The 16,460-nt window shown below is 72.1% G+C and carries 13 protein-coding genes; 7 read left to right on the top strand and 6 right to left on the bottom strand.

Annotated features, from left to right (window positions below; translation table 11 throughout):
* The first annotated feature begins 89 nt into the window (after window positions 1–89).
* From ABD832_RS31690 to phoH2, 5 genes are all read left to right on the top strand, one after another.
* Window positions 90–893 (top strand): TIGR04222 domain-containing membrane protein, encoded by an 804-nt coding sequence (locus ABD832_RS31690; protein WP_344902648.1) that lies wholly within the window; start codon window positions 90–92, stop codon window positions 891–893.
* A gap of 73 nt (window positions 894–966) precedes the next feature.
* Entirely contained in the window at window positions 967–1,956 is a 990-nt protein-coding gene (locus ABD832_RS31685; protein ID WP_344902645.1) for a DUF7064 domain-containing protein, read from the top strand.
* Window positions 1,957–2,044: 88 nt separating this feature from the next.
* The gene (locus ABD832_RS31680; RefSeq protein ID WP_344902642.1) at window positions 2,045–2,521 is read left to right on the top strand and encodes a hypothetical protein; all 477 of its coding nucleotides are present in this window, start codon (window positions 2,045–2,047) and stop codon (window positions 2,519–2,521) included.
* A 79-nt stretch (window positions 2,522–2,600) separates the two neighbouring features.
* Window positions 2,601–3,368: an isoprenyl transferase gene (locus ABD832_RS31675; protein ID WP_344902639.1), complete on the top strand. Its 768-nt coding sequence runs from the start codon at window positions 2,601–2,603 to the stop codon at window positions 3,366–3,368.
* 242 nt (window positions 3,369–3,610) lie between these two features.
* Complete coding sequence (gene phoH2 / locus ABD832_RS31670) at window positions 3,611–4,933, top strand: RNA 5'-3' helicase PhoH2 (RefSeq protein WP_344902636.1); 1,323 nt, start codon at window positions 3,611–3,613, stop codon at window positions 4,931–4,933.
* Between the two features lie 86 nt (window positions 4,934–5,019).
* Here the strand turns inward: phoH2 and ABD832_RS31665 are convergent, their stop codons facing one another.
* Genes ABD832_RS31665 through ABD832_RS31655 form a run of 3 tightly spaced genes read right to left on the bottom strand, consistent with a single transcriptional unit; the run spans window position 5,020 to window position 7,753 of the window.
* Complete coding sequence (locus tag ABD832_RS31665) at window positions 5,020–5,679, bottom strand: hypothetical protein (protein ID WP_344902633.1); 660 nt, start codon at window positions 5,677–5,679, stop codon at window positions 5,020–5,022.
* Complete coding sequence (locus ABD832_RS31660; protein ID WP_344902630.1) at window positions 5,676–7,082, bottom strand: ATP-binding protein; 1,407 nt, start codon at window positions 7,080–7,082, stop codon at window positions 5,676–5,678. Before ABD832_RS31660 ends, ABD832_RS31665 begins: the two co-directional genes overlap by 4 nt.
* Window positions 7,079–7,753: a response regulator gene (locus ABD832_RS31655; protein WP_344902627.1), complete on the bottom strand. Its 675-nt coding sequence runs from the start codon at window positions 7,751–7,753 to the stop codon at window positions 7,079–7,081. Before ABD832_RS31655 ends, ABD832_RS31660 begins: the two co-directional genes overlap by 4 nt.
* Window positions 7,754–8,051: 298 nt before the next feature.
* Between ABD832_RS31655 and ABD832_RS31650 the strand changes: the two genes are divergently transcribed.
* On the top strand, window positions 8,052–8,786 hold the full coding sequence (locus ABD832_RS31650) for an aggregation-promoting factor C-terminal-like domain-containing protein (RefSeq protein ID WP_344902624.1): 735 nt from the start codon (window positions 8,052–8,054) through the stop codon (window positions 8,784–8,786).
* 60 nt (window positions 8,787–8,846) lie between these two features.
* Entirely contained in the window at window positions 8,847–10,823 is a 1,977-nt protein-coding gene (locus ABD832_RS31645; protein ID WP_344902621.1) for a glycosyltransferase family 2 protein, read from the top strand.
* 64 nt (window positions 10,824–10,887) lie between these two features.
* On the opposite strand, the gene ABD832_RS31640 is transcribed toward ABD832_RS31645, so the two are convergent.
* The 3 genes from ABD832_RS31640 to ABD832_RS31630 all read right to left on the bottom strand — a co-directional run bounded on the left by ABD832_RS31640 (window position 10,888) and on the right by ABD832_RS31630 (window position 16,174).
* Window positions 10,888–12,180: a tannase/feruloyl esterase family alpha/beta hydrolase gene (locus ABD832_RS31640; RefSeq protein ID WP_344902618.1), complete on the bottom strand. Its 1,293-nt coding sequence runs from the start codon at window positions 12,178–12,180 to the stop codon at window positions 10,888–10,890.
* A gap of 380 nt (window positions 12,181–12,560) precedes the next feature.
* On the bottom strand, window positions 12,561–13,880 hold the full coding sequence (locus ABD832_RS31635; protein ID WP_344902615.1) for an MFS transporter: 1,320 nt from the start codon (window positions 13,878–13,880) through the stop codon (window positions 12,561–12,563).
* Between the two features lie 215 nt (window positions 13,881–14,095).
* Window positions 14,096–16,174: a helix-turn-helix domain-containing protein gene (locus tag ABD832_RS31630; RefSeq protein ID WP_413224503.1), complete on the bottom strand. Its 2,079-nt coding sequence runs from the start codon at window positions 16,172–16,174 to the stop codon at window positions 14,096–14,098.
* Between the last annotated feature and the right edge of the window lie 286 nt (window positions 16,175–16,460).

The following is a 16,460-nucleotide window of genomic DNA, read 5'->3' as shown; positions in this document are numbered from 1 at the left end:
GGAACCGGAACCGTGAAACTCCCCCTCTTCGCCGTTCGTCGTGATGGGTACGGAGAACCTCACGCAGCGGCACCGTCCCGGAGGTCGTCATGTCCGCTCTTCAGATCGTCGTCGTCGTGGGCGTCTCGCTGCTGGCGGTGGCCGGGCTGGTCGCGATGCGCCTGGCCGCGCACTCCTCCCGCGTCTACGAGGGCCCGGAGCTGACCGCGTACGACCTGGCGCTGCTGGCGGGCGGGCCCGCGCGGATGGCCGACACCGCGCTGGTCTCGCTCACCACCGCAGGAGATGTCCGGGCGCGGCGCGACGGGCGGCTGTCCCGGGTGTCCGGCCGGGCGGAGCGGGTGGACCATCCGGTGGAGGCCGAGATCCTCGCGATGGTCGAGGCGGAGGCCGACGGCCTGCCGGTCTGGACGATCAGGGGGAGGGTCGTCTCGGGACCGGCCGTCGCGGCGCAGGTCACGCGGCTGCGCGAGCTGGGGCTGATCGACCCCCCGGGCTCGGGCCGGGCCGACCCCACCCACCCCAACCGCGCGGGCCAGGCCGCGCTGGCCCATCACCGCCTGCGGTACCGCGAGAAAAGGACGCTGCCGCCCCGGCCCGGCGAGCGGACCGTCCAGGACCGGCCGGGCGTCGTCGACGTCGCCCTGTACGGCCTGAGCCGGATGAGGGACGGAAGACTGTCGGAGGCCCTGTCCCTGGACCACCCCCGTCCCGCGCCCCGCCCCCGCCGCAACCGAGGCGGGGGCGACGGGGGGATGTACGGCGGGACGGCCGCGGGCACCCACGGCACGGAGGACGGCGGCTGGGGCTCGTCCGGCGACGGAGGCGGTGGGGGCGGCGGAGACGGTGGTGGCGGCGGAGGTGGGGGCGGCGGGGGCTGCGGAGGCCCCTGAGGGGACCGTCCGGCCGGTGCCCGATCGGTTAGGTTGGGCCGGTACCTGATCGGGCGCCTGCATCGGAGTGGCCGTGGTGAAGATCGTCGACCATGGGACGTGGCCGCTGCGGCCCGAGGACGAGGACCCGCACCCGCCCGGTGTCGAGCCGCTGTGGAGCGAGTCGCTCTACCTCGACTTCGCGGCCGCCGACGGCTCGCTCGCCGGTTACGTCCGGCTGGGCCTGTACCCCAACTGGAACCGCGCCTGGTACTGGGCGTGCCTGGTCGGTCCCGATCGGCCCACGGTGCTGCTGGCCGACCACCATGTCCCGCTTCCGGGTCCGGACCTGGCGGTGCGAGGCGCGGGGTTCTCCGCCACCCACGACGTGACGGACCCCCTGCGCTCCTTCCGGCTGACCCTGGACGCCGGCGCGGCGCTCGTGCTGGACGACCCCGCCGCCGCGTACGCCCACCCGGACGGGACCACTCCGGACGGGACCGCTGCGGAGAACGACGCCGTCACGACCTCGCTCGCGTTCGACCTGGAGTGGACGACCGTCGGCGGGGCCTACCCCTACGGGTTCCTCCCGCGCTACGAGATCCCCTGCGAGGTCGCGGGGACGGTCCGGGCCGGTGGCGAGGAGATCGCCTTCTCCGGGTACGGCGAGCGCGACCACAGCTGGGGGGAGCGCGACTGGTGGCGGACGTCGTGGCTGTGGAGCTCCGGGCGGATGGACGACGGGACGTTCTTCCACGGCATGCGGGCCAACGTCGGCTTCGAGATGCCCTGGCCGTGCTTCACGGTCCCTCCGGGCGGGGAGATCGAGCACCGCGAGGGGTTCACCGCGGCGAGCGAGTTCGGCCCGGACGACCTCCCGTCCCTGGCGCGGCTGGAGGTGCCCGGGATGCCGATGACGGCGGTGCCGCTCGCCTTCGCCCCGGTCGCCATGACGTCGCCGGACGGGGAGGTCGCCCGCTTCCCGCGTGCCCTGTGCCGGTTCGAGGCCGGGGACGGGCGCATGGGGTACGGCTGGACCGAGTGGCACCAGCCGCCCGGCTGGCGGGGACACGGATGGCGTTGATCACGTTTTGACGGTCTGAGCCGGGGATACCCTCTCTGAGGTGGGGGGACTGCGTTGTCTTGATGGTTCTTATCTGACCGTTACGCCGGTGGCGTGCCGGGACGGTCTCGGCACGCCGTACGAGATCACGCTGGAGCTTCACCGGGACGGCGCGCTCTACGGGACGGTGGGCGAGCGGTGCGGCCGTCTTCTCGCGGGCCTGGCCCGCGGGGTCGCCGAGGCGCGCGCCGGTCACCAGGCGTGGTGGCCCGACCCCGACGACCGCTTCCCGGGCGAGGCGGAGCTGTTCGCCTTTCGCTACCGGGCCAGGAACGGTGTCGTCGGCGGGGGTGAACTGCGCTGCCGGCTGCGTACCGTCCCGCTGTGGGTGCCCGGACGGCGCGGGCCTGCCGGGGAGTGGCGGCTCACCAGGCGGGCGGTCGTGGAGGCCGGGGGCGACGGCGGGCCGGGCCTGCGCGCCGTGCTGACCTCGGCCGAGCTGGGGGCGTTCGTCGGGGACATCGTCGCCGAGGCGGAGGACGCCCTGGGGCCGTACAGACCGGGCAAGCCCGCCAGAACCCTGTAGAGGGGGCGGAGGGGTCCGCGGGACGGCGATAATTGCCTGTCAGCGCTCATTCGTGGCGGGTGCTGAGGGAGGGGCTCCAATGGGAGTGCGCGATCTCGTCTATCGGTTGTACGAGCGCCGGCTTGAGGCGAAGCTGTCCCGCCAGAGGGAGATGGCTCCCCGGCACGTGGGTGTGATCGTCGACGGCAACCGGCGCTGGGCGCGCTCGATGGGCATCGACGACGTGAGCCGCGGGCACCGCAAGGGCGCGGACAAGATCTCGGAACTGCTCGGCTGGTGCCGCGAGGCCGGGGTCGAGGTCGTCACCGTCTGGCTGCTGTCGAGCGACAACATCAACCGCTCCAAGGACGAGCTGGACCTCCTGATGAAGATCATCGAGGACGTGGTCCAGGAGCTGGTGGCCGACGGATGGCACATCAAGCCCATGGGAGCGCTCGATCTTCTTCCCGATCGCACGGCCCGTGTCCTGAAGGACGCAAAAGAGGCGACATCACATCGTCCCGGTTTGATTGTGAACGTTGCCGTTGGGTATGGAGGAAGGCGTGAGATCGCTGATGCGGTGCGCTCCCTTCTCCAGGAGCACGCCAGCAAGGGCGCGAGCATCGAGGAACTCGTGGAGGTCCTCGACGTCGAGCACATCGCGGAGCATCTCTACACGCGCGGCCAGCCCGACCCGGATCTCGTCATCCGGACCTCGGGGGAGCAGCGGCTCTCCGGCTTCCTGCTCTGGCAGAGCGCCCACTCCGAGTTCTACTTCTGCGAGGCCTACTGGCCCGACTTCCGCAGGGTGGACTTCCTCCGGGCCCTCCGCTCCTACGCCGCGCGGCACCGCAGGTACGGTTCCTGAAACACCGCATGAACGGCCGCTTTCGGCTGGTCTAAACCAGTTGGAAATCGGTCAATCAGGACGTACCGTAAGAAGTAGGAGAGCACAGCTCGCCTACGCCGGAGAGGGCCCGCCTTTGCGTCACGAATCGCTGAGGAGGGCCGGCCGACGGTCCCCGCTCGGTGTTCTCGTGGGCGGGTCCAGGGCCGGTCCGCATCCCAGCTCATGGCAGGGCGCCGTCATTGGTGCCCGGGGGAGAACGCGTGGCAAACCCTTCGTCCTCACCCACGTCGCCGGCAGTCAAGCGGCGCACGTACGTCCTGGACACCTCGGTGCTCCTGGCGGATCCAACGGCGATGAGCCGTTTCGCCGAGCATGAGGTCGTCCTCCCGATCATCGTCATCACCGAGTTGGAGGGCAAACGCCACCATCCAGAGCTCGGATACTTCGCGCGCAAGGCGCTGAGGTACCTCGACGACCTTCGGGTGACCTATGGACGTCTGGACGAGCCCATGCCGATCGGCGAGGGCACCATCCGGGTCGAGCTCAACCACAGTGACCCGTCGATCCTGCCGGTCGGTTTCCGGCTCGGCGACAACGACACCCGCATCCTGACCGTGGCGAGGACCCTCGCCGCCGAGGGCAAGGACGTGGTGCTGGTCTCCAAGGACCTGCCGATGCGGATCAAGGCCGCGTCGATCGGCCTGTCCGCCGAGGAGTACCGCGCCGAGCTGGTGGTCGAGTCCGGCTGGACCGGCATGGCGGAGCTCCAGGTGACCACGGAGGACGTGGAGACCCTGTTCGAGCACGGCACCGCCGACCTGGACGAGGCCCGCGACCTGCCGACGCACACGGGTCTGCGGCTGCTGTCCAGCAAGGGATCGGCGCTGGGCCGGGTGCTGCCCGACAAGTCCGTGCGGCTGGTGCGCGGCGACCGTGAGATCTTCGGCCTGCACGGCCGTTCCGCCGAGCAGCGGATCGCCCTGGACCTGCTGATGGACCCCGAGGTCGGCATCGTCTCGCTGGGCGGCCGGGCGGGCACCGGCAAGTCCGCGCTGGCGCTGTGCGCCGGCCTGGAGGCGGTCCTGGAGCGCCGCCAGCACCGCAAGGTCATCGTCTTCCGTCCCCTGTACGCCGTGGGCGGCCAGGAGCTGGGATACCTGCCCGGTTCCGAGAACGAGAAGATGGGGCCGTGGGCGCAGGCCGTCTACGACACCCTGGGCGCGGTCACCACGCCCGAGGTGATCGAGGAGGTCATGGACCGGGGCATGCTGGAGGTGCTCCCGCTCACCCACATCCGCGGGCGTTCCCTGCACGACGCCTTCGTCATCGTGGACGAGGCGCAGTCGCTGGAGCGCGGGGTGCTGCTCACCGTGCTGAGCCGGATCGGCGCCAACTCCCGGGTCGTGCTCACCCACGACATCGCCCAGCGCGACAACCTGCGGGTGGGCCGGCACGACGGCGTGGTCGCGGTGGTGGAGAAGCTCAAGGGCCACCCGCTGTTCGCGCACGTCACGCTGTCCCGCTCGGAGCGCTCGCCGATCGCGGCGCTGGTGACCGAGATGCTGGAGGACATCACGATGTGACGCCCCTCCCGGCACCGGGGCCCGCCCGCCCCGGTGCCGGGAGACGTCACCGCTTCACCCGTGGGCCGCGGGACCGTACGGGACCGTCAGGGCGGCAGCCGGACGCCCGGGGCGGCCAGTCCCCGGTACTCGAAGCAGGTGCGGTCGCCCATCGACTTCGGGGTCCCCGGGAAGAGCCGGGTGACCTCGACGCTCCAGATGCTCTCCTGCTTGTTCTGCCGGATGGTGCAGGTGATCTGGGCGAGACCCGCCTCGGAGATCTCCCCCTCACCGGTGATGATCACGTTCAGCCGGTAGCCCCGGTTGTCGTCCGGCTCGTTGCGCTTGTCCCCGGTGCCGACGTTGTCGCCGTAGCGGGTCGTCTTGGTGTCGTAGTGGCTGAAGTCGTTGAGCGCGCTGGTCAGCCCGGTCTCCGGGGGCTGCCTGCCGGCCCGGAACAGGGTGTCGACGATGTTCTTGGCCGAGTCGGAGACCACCGGGATCTTGGAGGGCACCAGCCTGCCGCCCTTGAGCAGGTAGACGGTCACCCAGGTGGGGCTGTAGCTGATAACCGGCGGGCGGCCGTGGTCCTGGACGTCGGTGGGGGAGATGCCGCACCCGGCGGCCACCAGCAGGACGACGAGCAGGCGGGCCAGGCCCGCGGCCGGGGAACGACGCGGACGGGGGACTCCGGTACGAGGGCTTCTGGTGAAGGCGGCGCCGGGAACGGATCGCGAGGGGACGCCTTCCGGGGGGGCGGCGCTCATGCGGGGGGCAGCCAGACCGTGAAGAGCGTCCCGGGGTGCTGGGCGCGTACCGAGATCGTGCCGCCGTGCAGCTGGGCGTTGGCGCGGGCGATGGACAGCCCCAGGCCGCTGCCGTCCCCGCGGGCCCCCGCCTTGTAGAAACGGTTGAACACAAACGGCAGGTCCTTCGCCGGGATGCCCTTGCCGTGGTCGCGCACCTTCACCTCCAGGCCGTTCGGGGTGCTGCGGGCGGTCACCAGCACGGGGGGCTCCCCGTGGCGCAGCGCGTTGCCGACCAGGTTGGCCACGATGACGTCGAAGCGCCGGGGGTCGAGGGGGAACGACAGCCCCTGCGGCACGTTCACCCGCACCTGGTCCGTCCAGCCCCGCATGGCCAGGCAGTCGCAGACCGCGTCGACGATGTTCACGGTGTCGACGTTCAGCGTCGCCGTGCCCGAGTCGAACCGGCTGGCCTCGATGAGCTGTTCCACCAGGGTCCGCAGCCGGGCGATCTCCTGCAGCACCAGCCGGACGGCCGCGGCGGGCTCGCGCGGCAGCCGCTCGGCCTCCTCGGAGAGCATGTCGGTGACCGCGGTCATCGCGGTCAGCGGGGTCCTCAGCTCGTGGGAGACGTCGGCGACGAAGCGGCGGGACATCGCCTCCAGCGAGCGCAGTTCGAGCACGCTGCGCTCCAGGGCGGCGGCGGTGTCGTTGAACGTGGCGGTGAGCTCGGCGAGCTCGTCCTGGCCGTGCACCGGCAGGCGGGTGTCGAGGTGGCCGGCGCCGAGCGCGCGCGCCGCCGAGCCCAGCCGCCTGACCGGCAGCAGGACCCGCCGGGCCGAGGCCAGTCCCAGGCCCAGCGCGATGATCAGCATGGCGCCCCCGGCGAGGGCCAGCGGCTGGCGCAGGTCGCTCAGGAGCCGCTGCTCCTCGATCAGGGGGGCGAACACGAAGACGGTCATCCCGGTGGGCTGGGCGGTGTGGATGGGCTCGATCCGCCAGACCGGCGTGCCGATGAGCAGCCACATGTCGCCGTCGATGAGCTGCCGCTTGGCGACCAGCCGCTGGGTGGCCCGCACCCCCAGGTCGGCGGGGACGTCGCTGATCCCGAAGTCGCCGTCGGGGTAGAGGTAGTCCTCGTAGCGGACCACCACCCGGCCGCCCTGCGGTCGCAGGCTTTTTTGCAGGGCGCTGATCTCGTCGTCGGTGGGCGGGCTGTCCCCGGGCCAGAGCGCGCCGATCGGCACCCTGATGCCCTCCAGGGTGTCGCGTACGTCGCTCACGGCCACCTGCTCGGCACGGTCGATCATGCGGCTCTTGACGAACTCGTAGCCGATCCCCGCGACCAGCGCGGAGGCCGCGACGGCGATGACGGTGAAGGTGAAGACCAGGCGGACGCGCAGGCCGGTGTGCGTGCGTCTCACGGCGGGCTGAACCGGTAGCCGAATCCCCGTACCGTGTGGATGAACTCGGGCTCGGCGGGGACCGCCTCGATCTTGGCGCGGACCCGCTGGACGCAGGCGTCGACCAGCCGCGAGTCGGCGACGTGGGTGTGGTCCCAGACGGCGCGCAGCAGGTACCTGCGGTTGAGCACCTGGCCGGGATGGCGGACCAGTTCGAGCAGGAGCCGCAGCTCGGTCGGGGTGAGGTGGACCTCCCTGCCGCTCAGCACGACCTTGAGCGCGCCCCGGTCGATGACCAGGTCGCCGAAGGTGATGCGGTCGGAGGCCACCGACTCCATCCGGCGCAGGACGGCGCGGATGCGGGCGTCCAGCACGCGGGGCTCGACCGGCTTGACCACGTAGTCGTCGGCGCCCGCCTCCAGACCCACGACCACGTCGAGGTCGTCGCCCCTGGCGGTGAGGAGGATCACCGGCAGCTGGTCGAGCCTACGGATGCGGCGGCACACCTCGACGCCGTCGATGCCGGGCAGCATGACGTCCAGGATGGCGATCTCGGGCCGGCGGACCTTGACGTGCTCCAGTGCCTCCTCGCCGCTGGCGTAGGAGGTGACGGTGTGACCCTGACGGGTGAGCGCGAGCTCCAGCCCGATCCGGACCGCGGGGTCGTCTTCGACGAGGAGGATGCCTGCCACCGGGTGGACCTTCTCCCAAGGCTTGATGGAACTGCAGGGTCACAAAACCCTGACATAGCGCAAACAGTACCTGAATGAGGTGGTCAGACCGTGAATCGAGCGTTCGTAGATCGCCGGGCCCACCGCGGGGGCCGCCGGGTAAAGTGTGAGCAAAATCACGTCTTCTTTTTCATCGGTCGTAAAGCGGCCGTGGCCTGGCCTTAGTTCGCGCGCGTCCGCGGCGGCGGGGACGGGACGGCGACCAACTCTCGCGTTCCGGTTGCGGACCACCCCCCCTGGCACGGCAAGCTCATAGGTCGTGAGTCCAGGATCACAGCAACTGAAGGAACGCTCGGCGTCCCGCGCCCGCCGTTCGTCCCGCAGGAACGCCGCGAGCCCCGGGACGAAGGCGCTCAGAGGACGTCCCTCCAAGCCCGTGCTGATCTGGGGCGGCGTGCTCCTGCTCCTGGTCGGGGGCGGCGCGTTCACCGCCTACACCGCCGTGCAGAACGCCTCGGCGCCGCCCGGCAAGCCGCTCACCCTGGACGAGATGGCGCAGGTGCTCGGCCCCGATCCGTTCGGCTCCGACATGAAGTCCGACGCGCTCAAGGCCCAGGCCGCCCAGGCCCTCAAGGCCGACCGGCTGGCCGCCCGCCGGGAGAACCGCGATCCGCTCAGCCAGGTCAAGATCGTCGACAAGGCGCCGGGCGGCGGAGGCTTCAACCCCCAGCAGCTCCCCCCGGGCACCTCCAACCCCACCGGGAACCGGGCACTGGGCAAGCAGATGCTGGAGTCCCGCGGCTGGGGCGACCAGTGGGGCTGCCTGGAGAAGCTCTGGATGAAGGAGAGCGGCTGGAACGAGCGCGCCATGAACACCTCCAGCGGCGCGTACGGCATCCCCCAGTCCCTGCCCGGCCACAAGATGGCCAGCGCGGGAAGCGACTGGCAGACCAACGCGGCCACCCAGATCGAGTGGGGGCTGACCTACATCAAGGGCCGCTACGGCACGCCCTGCGGCGCCTGGGCCCATTCCCAGGCCAAGGGCTGGTACTGAGAGCCCAGGAGTCGGCAAGTCTGACCGTCCCGCGCCGCCGCGCCCCGCACCCTGGGCCGCATGGACGTGAAGGTCAGCGTGGTGGTGCCGGTACGCGACCCCGGTGACGGCGCCGACGCCTGCATCCGCTCGGTGCTGGACCAGTCGATGGCCCCCGAGGAGTACGAGGTCGTCTTCGCCGACGACGGCTCCGAGGACGGCACCGGGCAGCGCCTCGACGCGGTGGCCGCGGTGCGGCCCAACGTCCGCGTGCTGCACCTGGAGCGGACCGGCTCGCCGATGCGCGGCCGCAACGCCGCCCTCCTGGCCGCCAGGGGCGAGTACGTGTACCTGCTCGACCAGACCGACCGGCTGGAGCGCCCCGCCCTGGAGCGGATGTACCGGCGCGCCCTGGAGACCGACGCCGACATCCTCGTCGGACGGCTCACCGACGACCGGAGGCCGCCCTCGGCCGTCTTCGACGCCGACCGCGAGCGCGCCGACGTGGTCAAGGACCGGCTGCTCACGCTGCTCACCCCGCACAAGCTCTTCCGCAGGACCTTCCTGGTGGCCCAGGGACTGACCTTCCCCGACCCCGGCGGGCGCCTGGCCGAGCAGGCCTTCGTGCTCCGCGCCTACCTGCGGGCCAAGGTCGTCGTCGTGCTGGCCGACCCGGTCTGCTGCCACGTCGCCGAACGGCCCGGCCCGCCCGAGGACCCCTACGTCTGGGCCGCCGAGCTGCGCGAGCTGCTCGACATCATCGACGAGGAGGTGCCCGAGGGAGGCCGCAGGGACCGGATGTACGCCCAGTGGTTCCGCACCGCGGTGCTGCGGCGGCTCGGCGGCGGCAGGTTCGTCACCTCCCCGGCGAACCGGGCCGCCACCTTCGCCACCCTGCGCGAGCTGGCCCTGCAACGCTTCCCCCCGCGCCTGGACGCCCTGCTGCCGGTGCAGCTGCGGGCCCGTGCCGCGCTGCTGCGCGCGGGCAGGCTCGACGAGCTGGTCGCGCTGGCCGGGGCCATGCGCGACACCCGCCTGCAGGCCGACCTGGAGCGGGTCGCCTGGGAGGACGGCGCGCTCGTCATGGCGCTCACCGTGGAGATCACCCAGGCCGACGGCACCCCGATGCGCTTCGTCCCCTACGGCGACGACGGCCTGCTGTGGGAGCCCCCGGTCCGCCTCGACGGGCTCCGCCTGGCGCCCGAGCTGGCCGACGTCAGCCAGGCCGCGGCACGGGCCAGGTTCGAGGTCTACGCCAGGCACGAGGAGACCGGCGACGTGCACCTGCTGCCGGTGGACTGCTCGATGATCCGCTGCCGGCACGACGGCGGGGTCAGGCTCCAGGTCACCGGCACGGCCCGGCTGGACGCGGAGGCGGCCGCCGGTGGCGGCCCGCTGCCGGCCGGGCTGTGGGAGCTTCACGTGCGCATGTACGGGGCCGCGCGCCAGGCCCGTACCCGGGTGACCGGATCCCCGCTCAGCTGCGCCGGGACGGTCGTCGGACGCTCGGAGCGGCTGGTCGTCCCCTGGTGGTCGGCCAGGGGCGAGCTCGGGGTGTGCGTGGAGCCGCGCTCGTTCCCCGAGTCGATCGCCCTGGTCTCACCGGCCGCCACGGCCGTCGGGCCGCGCGGGCACGCCTTCGTCGTGGTCCCCGTGCCGTACGTGCCGCCGAGCGGGGGGCCGCCCGCCGAGCTGCTGCTGCGGCAGACCACGGGACGGCTGCAGGAGATCGTCGCACCCGCCCTGGTGGAGCCGGGCGTCCCGGGCGAGCTCGCCGGACGGCTGATCGCCAAGTTCCCGACCCGCCTGACCTACCGCGAGGAGTTCCTCTCGCCCGGCCGCTGGGCGCCGTTCCTGCGGATCGACGGCCGGGAGACCCCCCTGCGGTTCACGGTGGTCATGAACCGGGGCGGGCGGGTGGAGATCCGCGAGCCCGTACCGGACGGCCCGCCCCCGCACCGCCGCCCGCTGCTGAGGCGACTCGCGCTGCGGGTGCCGGGGGTCAGGAACGCGGTCCGGGCGACCCGCACCGCGCAGCGGCGGTACATGCTCGGCTGAGGGTCGCCCGGCGGTGCGGTGGTGCGGTGTGGCGCTGTGGCGGTGGTGCGGTGGTGGGGTGGTGTCACCCGCTCAGACGGCACTCGTTGGACAGGTCGCCGGTCGAGGGTCTCGGCAGGGTCGCGCTCGGCGGCGGGCTCTGCCTGCGCTCCACCCAGCCCTCCAGGGTCTCGAACGCGCTGCGGAAGCACGGCAGCAACGGGCGCAGCCTGTCGGGATAGGCGGCGTAGAGGCTGTCCACGTGGGTGCCGTCGGTGATCCGGTAGTAGCGGAACGGCCGGTGCCCGCCGACCATGTCCGCGTAGACGTCGCTGGAGCGGGAGATCGGCAGCAGCGCGTCCAGCGTGCCGTGGATCGTGATCAGCGGCTTGCCGATCCGGCCGGTGAGCCCGATCTTCCGCACCGCCGCGTACGGCTTGCGCGCGTCGTAGTCGTAGTCGGTGTCGCAGGCCGGGGTGCCCGAGGAGCAGAAGGGGGTGCCCGCCTCGGTGTCGCCGTCGAAGGAGGGGTCGAGTTCCTCACGGTAGAGGCGCTGGGTCAGGTCCCAGTAGTACTGGTGGTGGAACGGCCACAGGAACTCCGAGCCGCGGGCGAATCCCGCGTCGTACATCGCCTGGGTGTCACCCGCGGGGTAGGCCCGCAGCGCCGGGGGCAGGTAGTTGATCAGGTTGTCGCCCCTGACCCGCCAGAGCGTGCCCTCCCAGTCGATGCCGCCGTCGTAGAGCCAGGCCCGGTTCTCCAGCTGCCAGCGGACCAGGTACCCGCCGTTGGAGATGCCCGCGGCGTAGGTCCGCCCGGGAAGCCTGCCGTAGCGCTGGGCGACGACGGCCTTGGCCGCGAGCGCGATCTGCGTGACCCGGTGGTTCCACTCGGCGATCGCGTCACCGGGCCTGCGGCCGTCCCGGTGGAAGGTGACGCCGACGTTGCCCTTGTCCGTCACCGCGTAGGCGTAGCCCTTGGCCAGTGCCCAGTCGGAGACGGTGAAGTCGTTGGCGTACTGCTCCCGGTTGCCAGGGGTGCCGGTGACCACCAGCCCGCCGTTCCAGTCGTCGGGCAGCCGCAGCACGAACTGCGAGTCGTGGTTCCAGCCGTGCGTCGTGTTGGAGGTCGAGGTGTCGGGGAAGTAGCCGTCGACCTGGATGCCGGGCACGCCCTTCGGGTTGACCGCCCCCGCCGGGTGCAGGCCCGCCCAGTGGGCCGGGACGGTGTGCCCGGAGACGGTCGTGCCCGCCGTCGTGAGGTCGTCCAGGCATGCCTTCACCTGGTGCTCGGCACCCGGCACCACCACCCGGTCCAGCCGGGCACAGTGCGCCGGTGAGGTCCCGGCACTCGCCGCCGGCGCTCCGGCCAGTGCCACCAGAGCGGTGAGGCCGACGACCGCGACCCCCGCGGCCGTCCTGACCCGTGAGGCCGCGCCGGTGACCGGACCGAGAAGCCGGGTTCGAGCGGCCTCACCGCCACGCGAAGCGTCGCCATCAGTACGTGAGGCCGCGCCGGTGACTGGACCGAGGAGTGCCGTGAGGCCGCGCCGGGGACTGGACCGAGGAGCGAAGGAGCGAAGCGGATGAGTGACGAGGGAAGGAGCCGGGTTCGAGCGGCCGAACCGCGACGCGAAGCGTCGCAGGCAAGCAGGAGCGAAGCGGATGAGCGACGAGGGAACGAGCCGGATCAGAGCGGCCGAACCGCGACGCGGAGCGTCGCCATCAGTACTGCACATCAGATGTCTCTCCGTACGGTTCAGCGGGTGGTCTTGGCCTCGTCGTGGGTGCCGATGGTGACGAGATCGCGTCCGCGGGTCTCCCGGGAGACGTACACGGTGATCAGGGTCAGCACGGCGGCTCCGGCCACGTACAGCATGACCGGGAGTGAGGAGTCGTAGCGGTCCAGCAGGGCGACCGCGATCAGCGGGGCCAGTCCGCCCGCGACGATCGAGGCGAGCTGCGAGCCGATCGACACGCCCGAGTAGCGCATCCTCGTGGCGAACAGCTCGGAGAAGAAGGCCGCCTGGGGCCCGTACATGGCGCCGTGCAGGACCAGTCCGACGGTCACCGCCAGCGTGACGGCGGCGAAGTTCTTCGTGTCGATCAGCGGGAAGAACGCGAACGCCCACAGGCCCACCCCGGCGGCGCCGAGCAGGTAGACGGGCCTGCGGCCGAGCCGGTCGGAGAGCGCGCCCCACATCGGGATCGAGACGAAGTGGACGGCCGACCCGATGAGCACCGCGTTGAGCACCACGCCCTTCGTCAGCCCGGCCGTGGTCGTCGCGTAGACCAGCACGAACGCGGTGAGGACGTAGTAGGAGACGTTCTCGGCGAAGCGGGCGCCGATCGCGATCAGCACGTCCCGCCAGTGGTACCTGAACACGCCGACGATCGGCATCGACGGGGCGGGCTCGGCGTTGGCCACGGCCTGCTGGAAGATCGGCGACTCGCTGATGGTCAGCCGGATCCACAGGCCGATCAGCACCAGTACGCCGGAGAGCAGGAACGGAATCCGCCAGCCCCAGCTCAGGAACGCCTCGTCGCTCTGGACCGCGGCCAGCAGGGCCAGCACCGCGGTGGCCAGCAGGTTCCCGCCCGGAGCCCCCGCCTGCGGCCAGGAGGCCCAGAAGCCTCGGCGTTCGGCGTCGCCGTGCTCGGAGACGATCAGCACCGCGCCTCCCCACTCACCGCCCAGCGCGAAGCCCTGGACGAGCCGGAGCGCGGTCAGCAGCAACGGGGCCGCGACGCCGATCGCCGTGTGCGTCGGCAGGCAGCCGATCAGGAAGGTCGCCGCGCCCATCAGCATCAGGCTGAGCACCAGCAGCTTCTTGCGGCCGAGCCGGTCGCCGTAGTGCCCGAAGACCAGGGCGCCCAGCGGCCGGGCCACGAACCCCACCGCGTAGGTCAGGAACGCCAGCAGGGTGCCGACCAGCGGCTCCGACTCGGGGAAGAACAGCTTCGGGAAGATCAGCGCGGCGGCGGAGCCGTACAGGAAGAAGTCGTACCACTCGATCGTGGTACCGATCAGGCTGGCACCGACGATCTTGCCGATGGGGGTGCGGGTATTCTCTGCCATCTCACTCACCAGGGGTCGCCGTTGGGGGGTTTCGGCAACCGTACGGAGTGACGTGCGTCACTCCTATGGGCGTGGCCGCCATAGCCTTCCGGTGATCTATGTGGACGGCCGGACGGGCGGGCCCGGGCGGGGGATCCCGGGCCCCGCGCGACTGGCGCGGCCCGTGCGGTTGTGCGGCCTGCTCCGCGGCCCGTGCGGCCGGTGCGGGACAGGTCTCAGCCGCTGAGGCGGTGCAGGCGCAGGGCGAGCTGGATCTCCAGGGCCCGGTCGGGGGACTGCCAGTCCTCGCCGAGAAGTTGCCCGACCCGCTCCAGCCGCTGGGTGACGGTGTTGACGTGGATGTGCAGGCTCTCGCTCGCACGCGACAGCGAGCAGCCCGTACCGAAGTACGCGTCCAGCGTCCGCACCAGCGCCGTGCCCCTGCGGGCGTCGTAGTCGATCACGGGGCCGAGCGCGGAGGCGACGAACGTCCCGATCTCGCGCCCCTCGCCGACCAGCAGGCCGACGAAGCCGAGCTCCTCGGGACCCGCGCCGTCCCCGGAGCGTCCCAGCGCCACCAGCGCGTCGGCGCAGCGCTGCGCCTCCCGGTGCGCTGCGGCCACCTGCGCCGGCCCCCGTACGGGACCCCCGGCGCCCGCCGTGGCCGGGTGGCCCAGCGAGGCGCTCAGCTCGGCCGCCACCCGTTCGGCCACCGGCCCCGGCCGGGACCCCGGCAGCAGCAGGACCACCTCGTCACCGCGCTGGGCCGCCAGTCCCTGCCTCAGGGCCGCCTGGGAGGACGCCCAGAAGGCGGCCCGGTCACGCCCGCCACCGTGGCGGACCACGACCACCACGTGGTCGGCCTCCAGGTTCACCCCCACCCGGCGGGCACGGTCGGCCAGGCCGTCGAGCGCGGGCCGGGAGATCAGGTCGTCGAGCAGTTCCCCCCTGACCCGGCCCTCGGCCTCGGCCACCGAGCGCCGGAACAGCAGCAGCAACGCGGTGACCAGCGCGGCCCGCTCCAGGATGCGCTGGTCGGCGTCGGACACCTGGCCGCCGACGCGCAGCACCAGCGTGCACAGCGGCTCCGCGCCCACGTCCACCGACGCGACCAGGAGGTCCCCCCGCCGCACGGTGCGTCCCAGCGTCCTCGACGACCGCGCCGCCTCCGCGATCACCTCCGCCGTCGTACGCGGCCCGGAAAGCGCCTGTCCGGACGATCCCTCCCTGGTGCGCGGTCCCGAGGACACCCGGCCGGACGTCCTGTCCTTCGTACGCGACTCGGAGGGCACCTGACCGGAAGCCTCCCCGGCCAGCACACCCGCGTCCCCGGCGATCGGGTGCCCGGCGTCGTCGAGCACCGTCAGCGAACCGCCCAGCACCTCGGTCACCACCGCCGCCACGTCCTCGACCCCGCCGCCGCGCAGCACCAGGCCGGTCATCCGGTCGTGCGCGAGTGCGGCGCGCTCCACGGCCTGGCTGTGCGCGTTCACCTGCCGGTTGGCCTCGCTGAGCTCGTCCAGCGCGTTCCTGGTCTCCTGCAGCAGCCGGGCGTTGTCGATCGCCACCGCCGCGTGCGCGGCCAGCGAGCCCAGCAGTGCCACCTCGTCCTGGGTGAAGGGCCGCACGCTCCGGTTGGCCGCGAACAGCACGCCGATCACCCGGGCGCCCAGCTTGAGGGGCACCCCCAGGATGGCGACCAGGCCCTCCTCCAGTACCGCGTCGTCGATGTGGGTCTTGTGCCGGAAGCGCTCGTCGGCGAAGTAGTCGGCCGTGGAGTACGGGGTCGCGGTCTGCGCCACCAGCCCGCCCAGCCCCGCTCCCATGGCCAGCCGCAACGCCCGGAACTTCGCCGACACCGAGCCGTCGGTCACCCGCATCCAGGTGTCGCCCCGCTCGGGATCGTGCAGTGTCATGTAGGCGGTGTCCGTGCCGAGCAGCTGCCTGGCCCGGTGCACGATGGCCTCCAGGACGGCGTCCAGGTCACGCAGCCCCGCCAGGTCGCCCGCCGTGTCGAACAGCGCCGACAGCTCCGCCTCGCGCTTGGCCCTGCGCCGCAGCAGCGCCCGGACCCTCAGCGCGACGAGCTTGGCCTCCTCCAGCTCCGCCAGCTCCCGCGCATCGACCCCCCTGCCGCGCGCCGCGAGGACGGGCGCCTCGAACTCCACGGCCGAGGCCTCCCTGGCGAGGAGCTCGAGAAAGACGGTGTTGCTTGGCGACGCTGGCGCGTCGCGGTTCGGCCGCTTGGATCCGGTTCCCTCTTTCGGAGGGAGGGATCGTTCGTTCCTCACGACCCCTCCCTCCTCAGTGTTCATGGCGACGCTTCGCGTCGCGGTTCGGCCGCTTGGATCCGGTTCCTTCCCTCGTCGAGGGGAATCGCTCGTTCCTCACGATTCCCCTCTCCTCAGTGTTGATGGCGACGCTTCGCGTCGCGGTGAGGCCGCTCGGATCCGGTTCCTTCCCTCGTCGAGGGGGATCGTTCGTTCCTCACGATTCCCCTCTCCTCAGTCCAGTCACCGGCGCGGCCTCACGGCCGGTCACCGGCGCGGCGCGGCCTCACTGGGCCGGTCACTTGGCGCGGTCTCATGGGGGCGGGTCCCC

Source organism: Streptosporangium longisporum (assembly GCF_039534895.1).
In the GTDB taxonomy this organism is placed as follows: domain Bacteria; phylum Actinomycetota; class Actinomycetes; order Streptosporangiales; family Streptosporangiaceae; genus Streptosporangium; species Streptosporangium longisporum.
The sequence above is the reverse complement of the archived record's forward strand: the minus strand, read 5'-3'. Positions and strand labels throughout refer to the sequence as shown.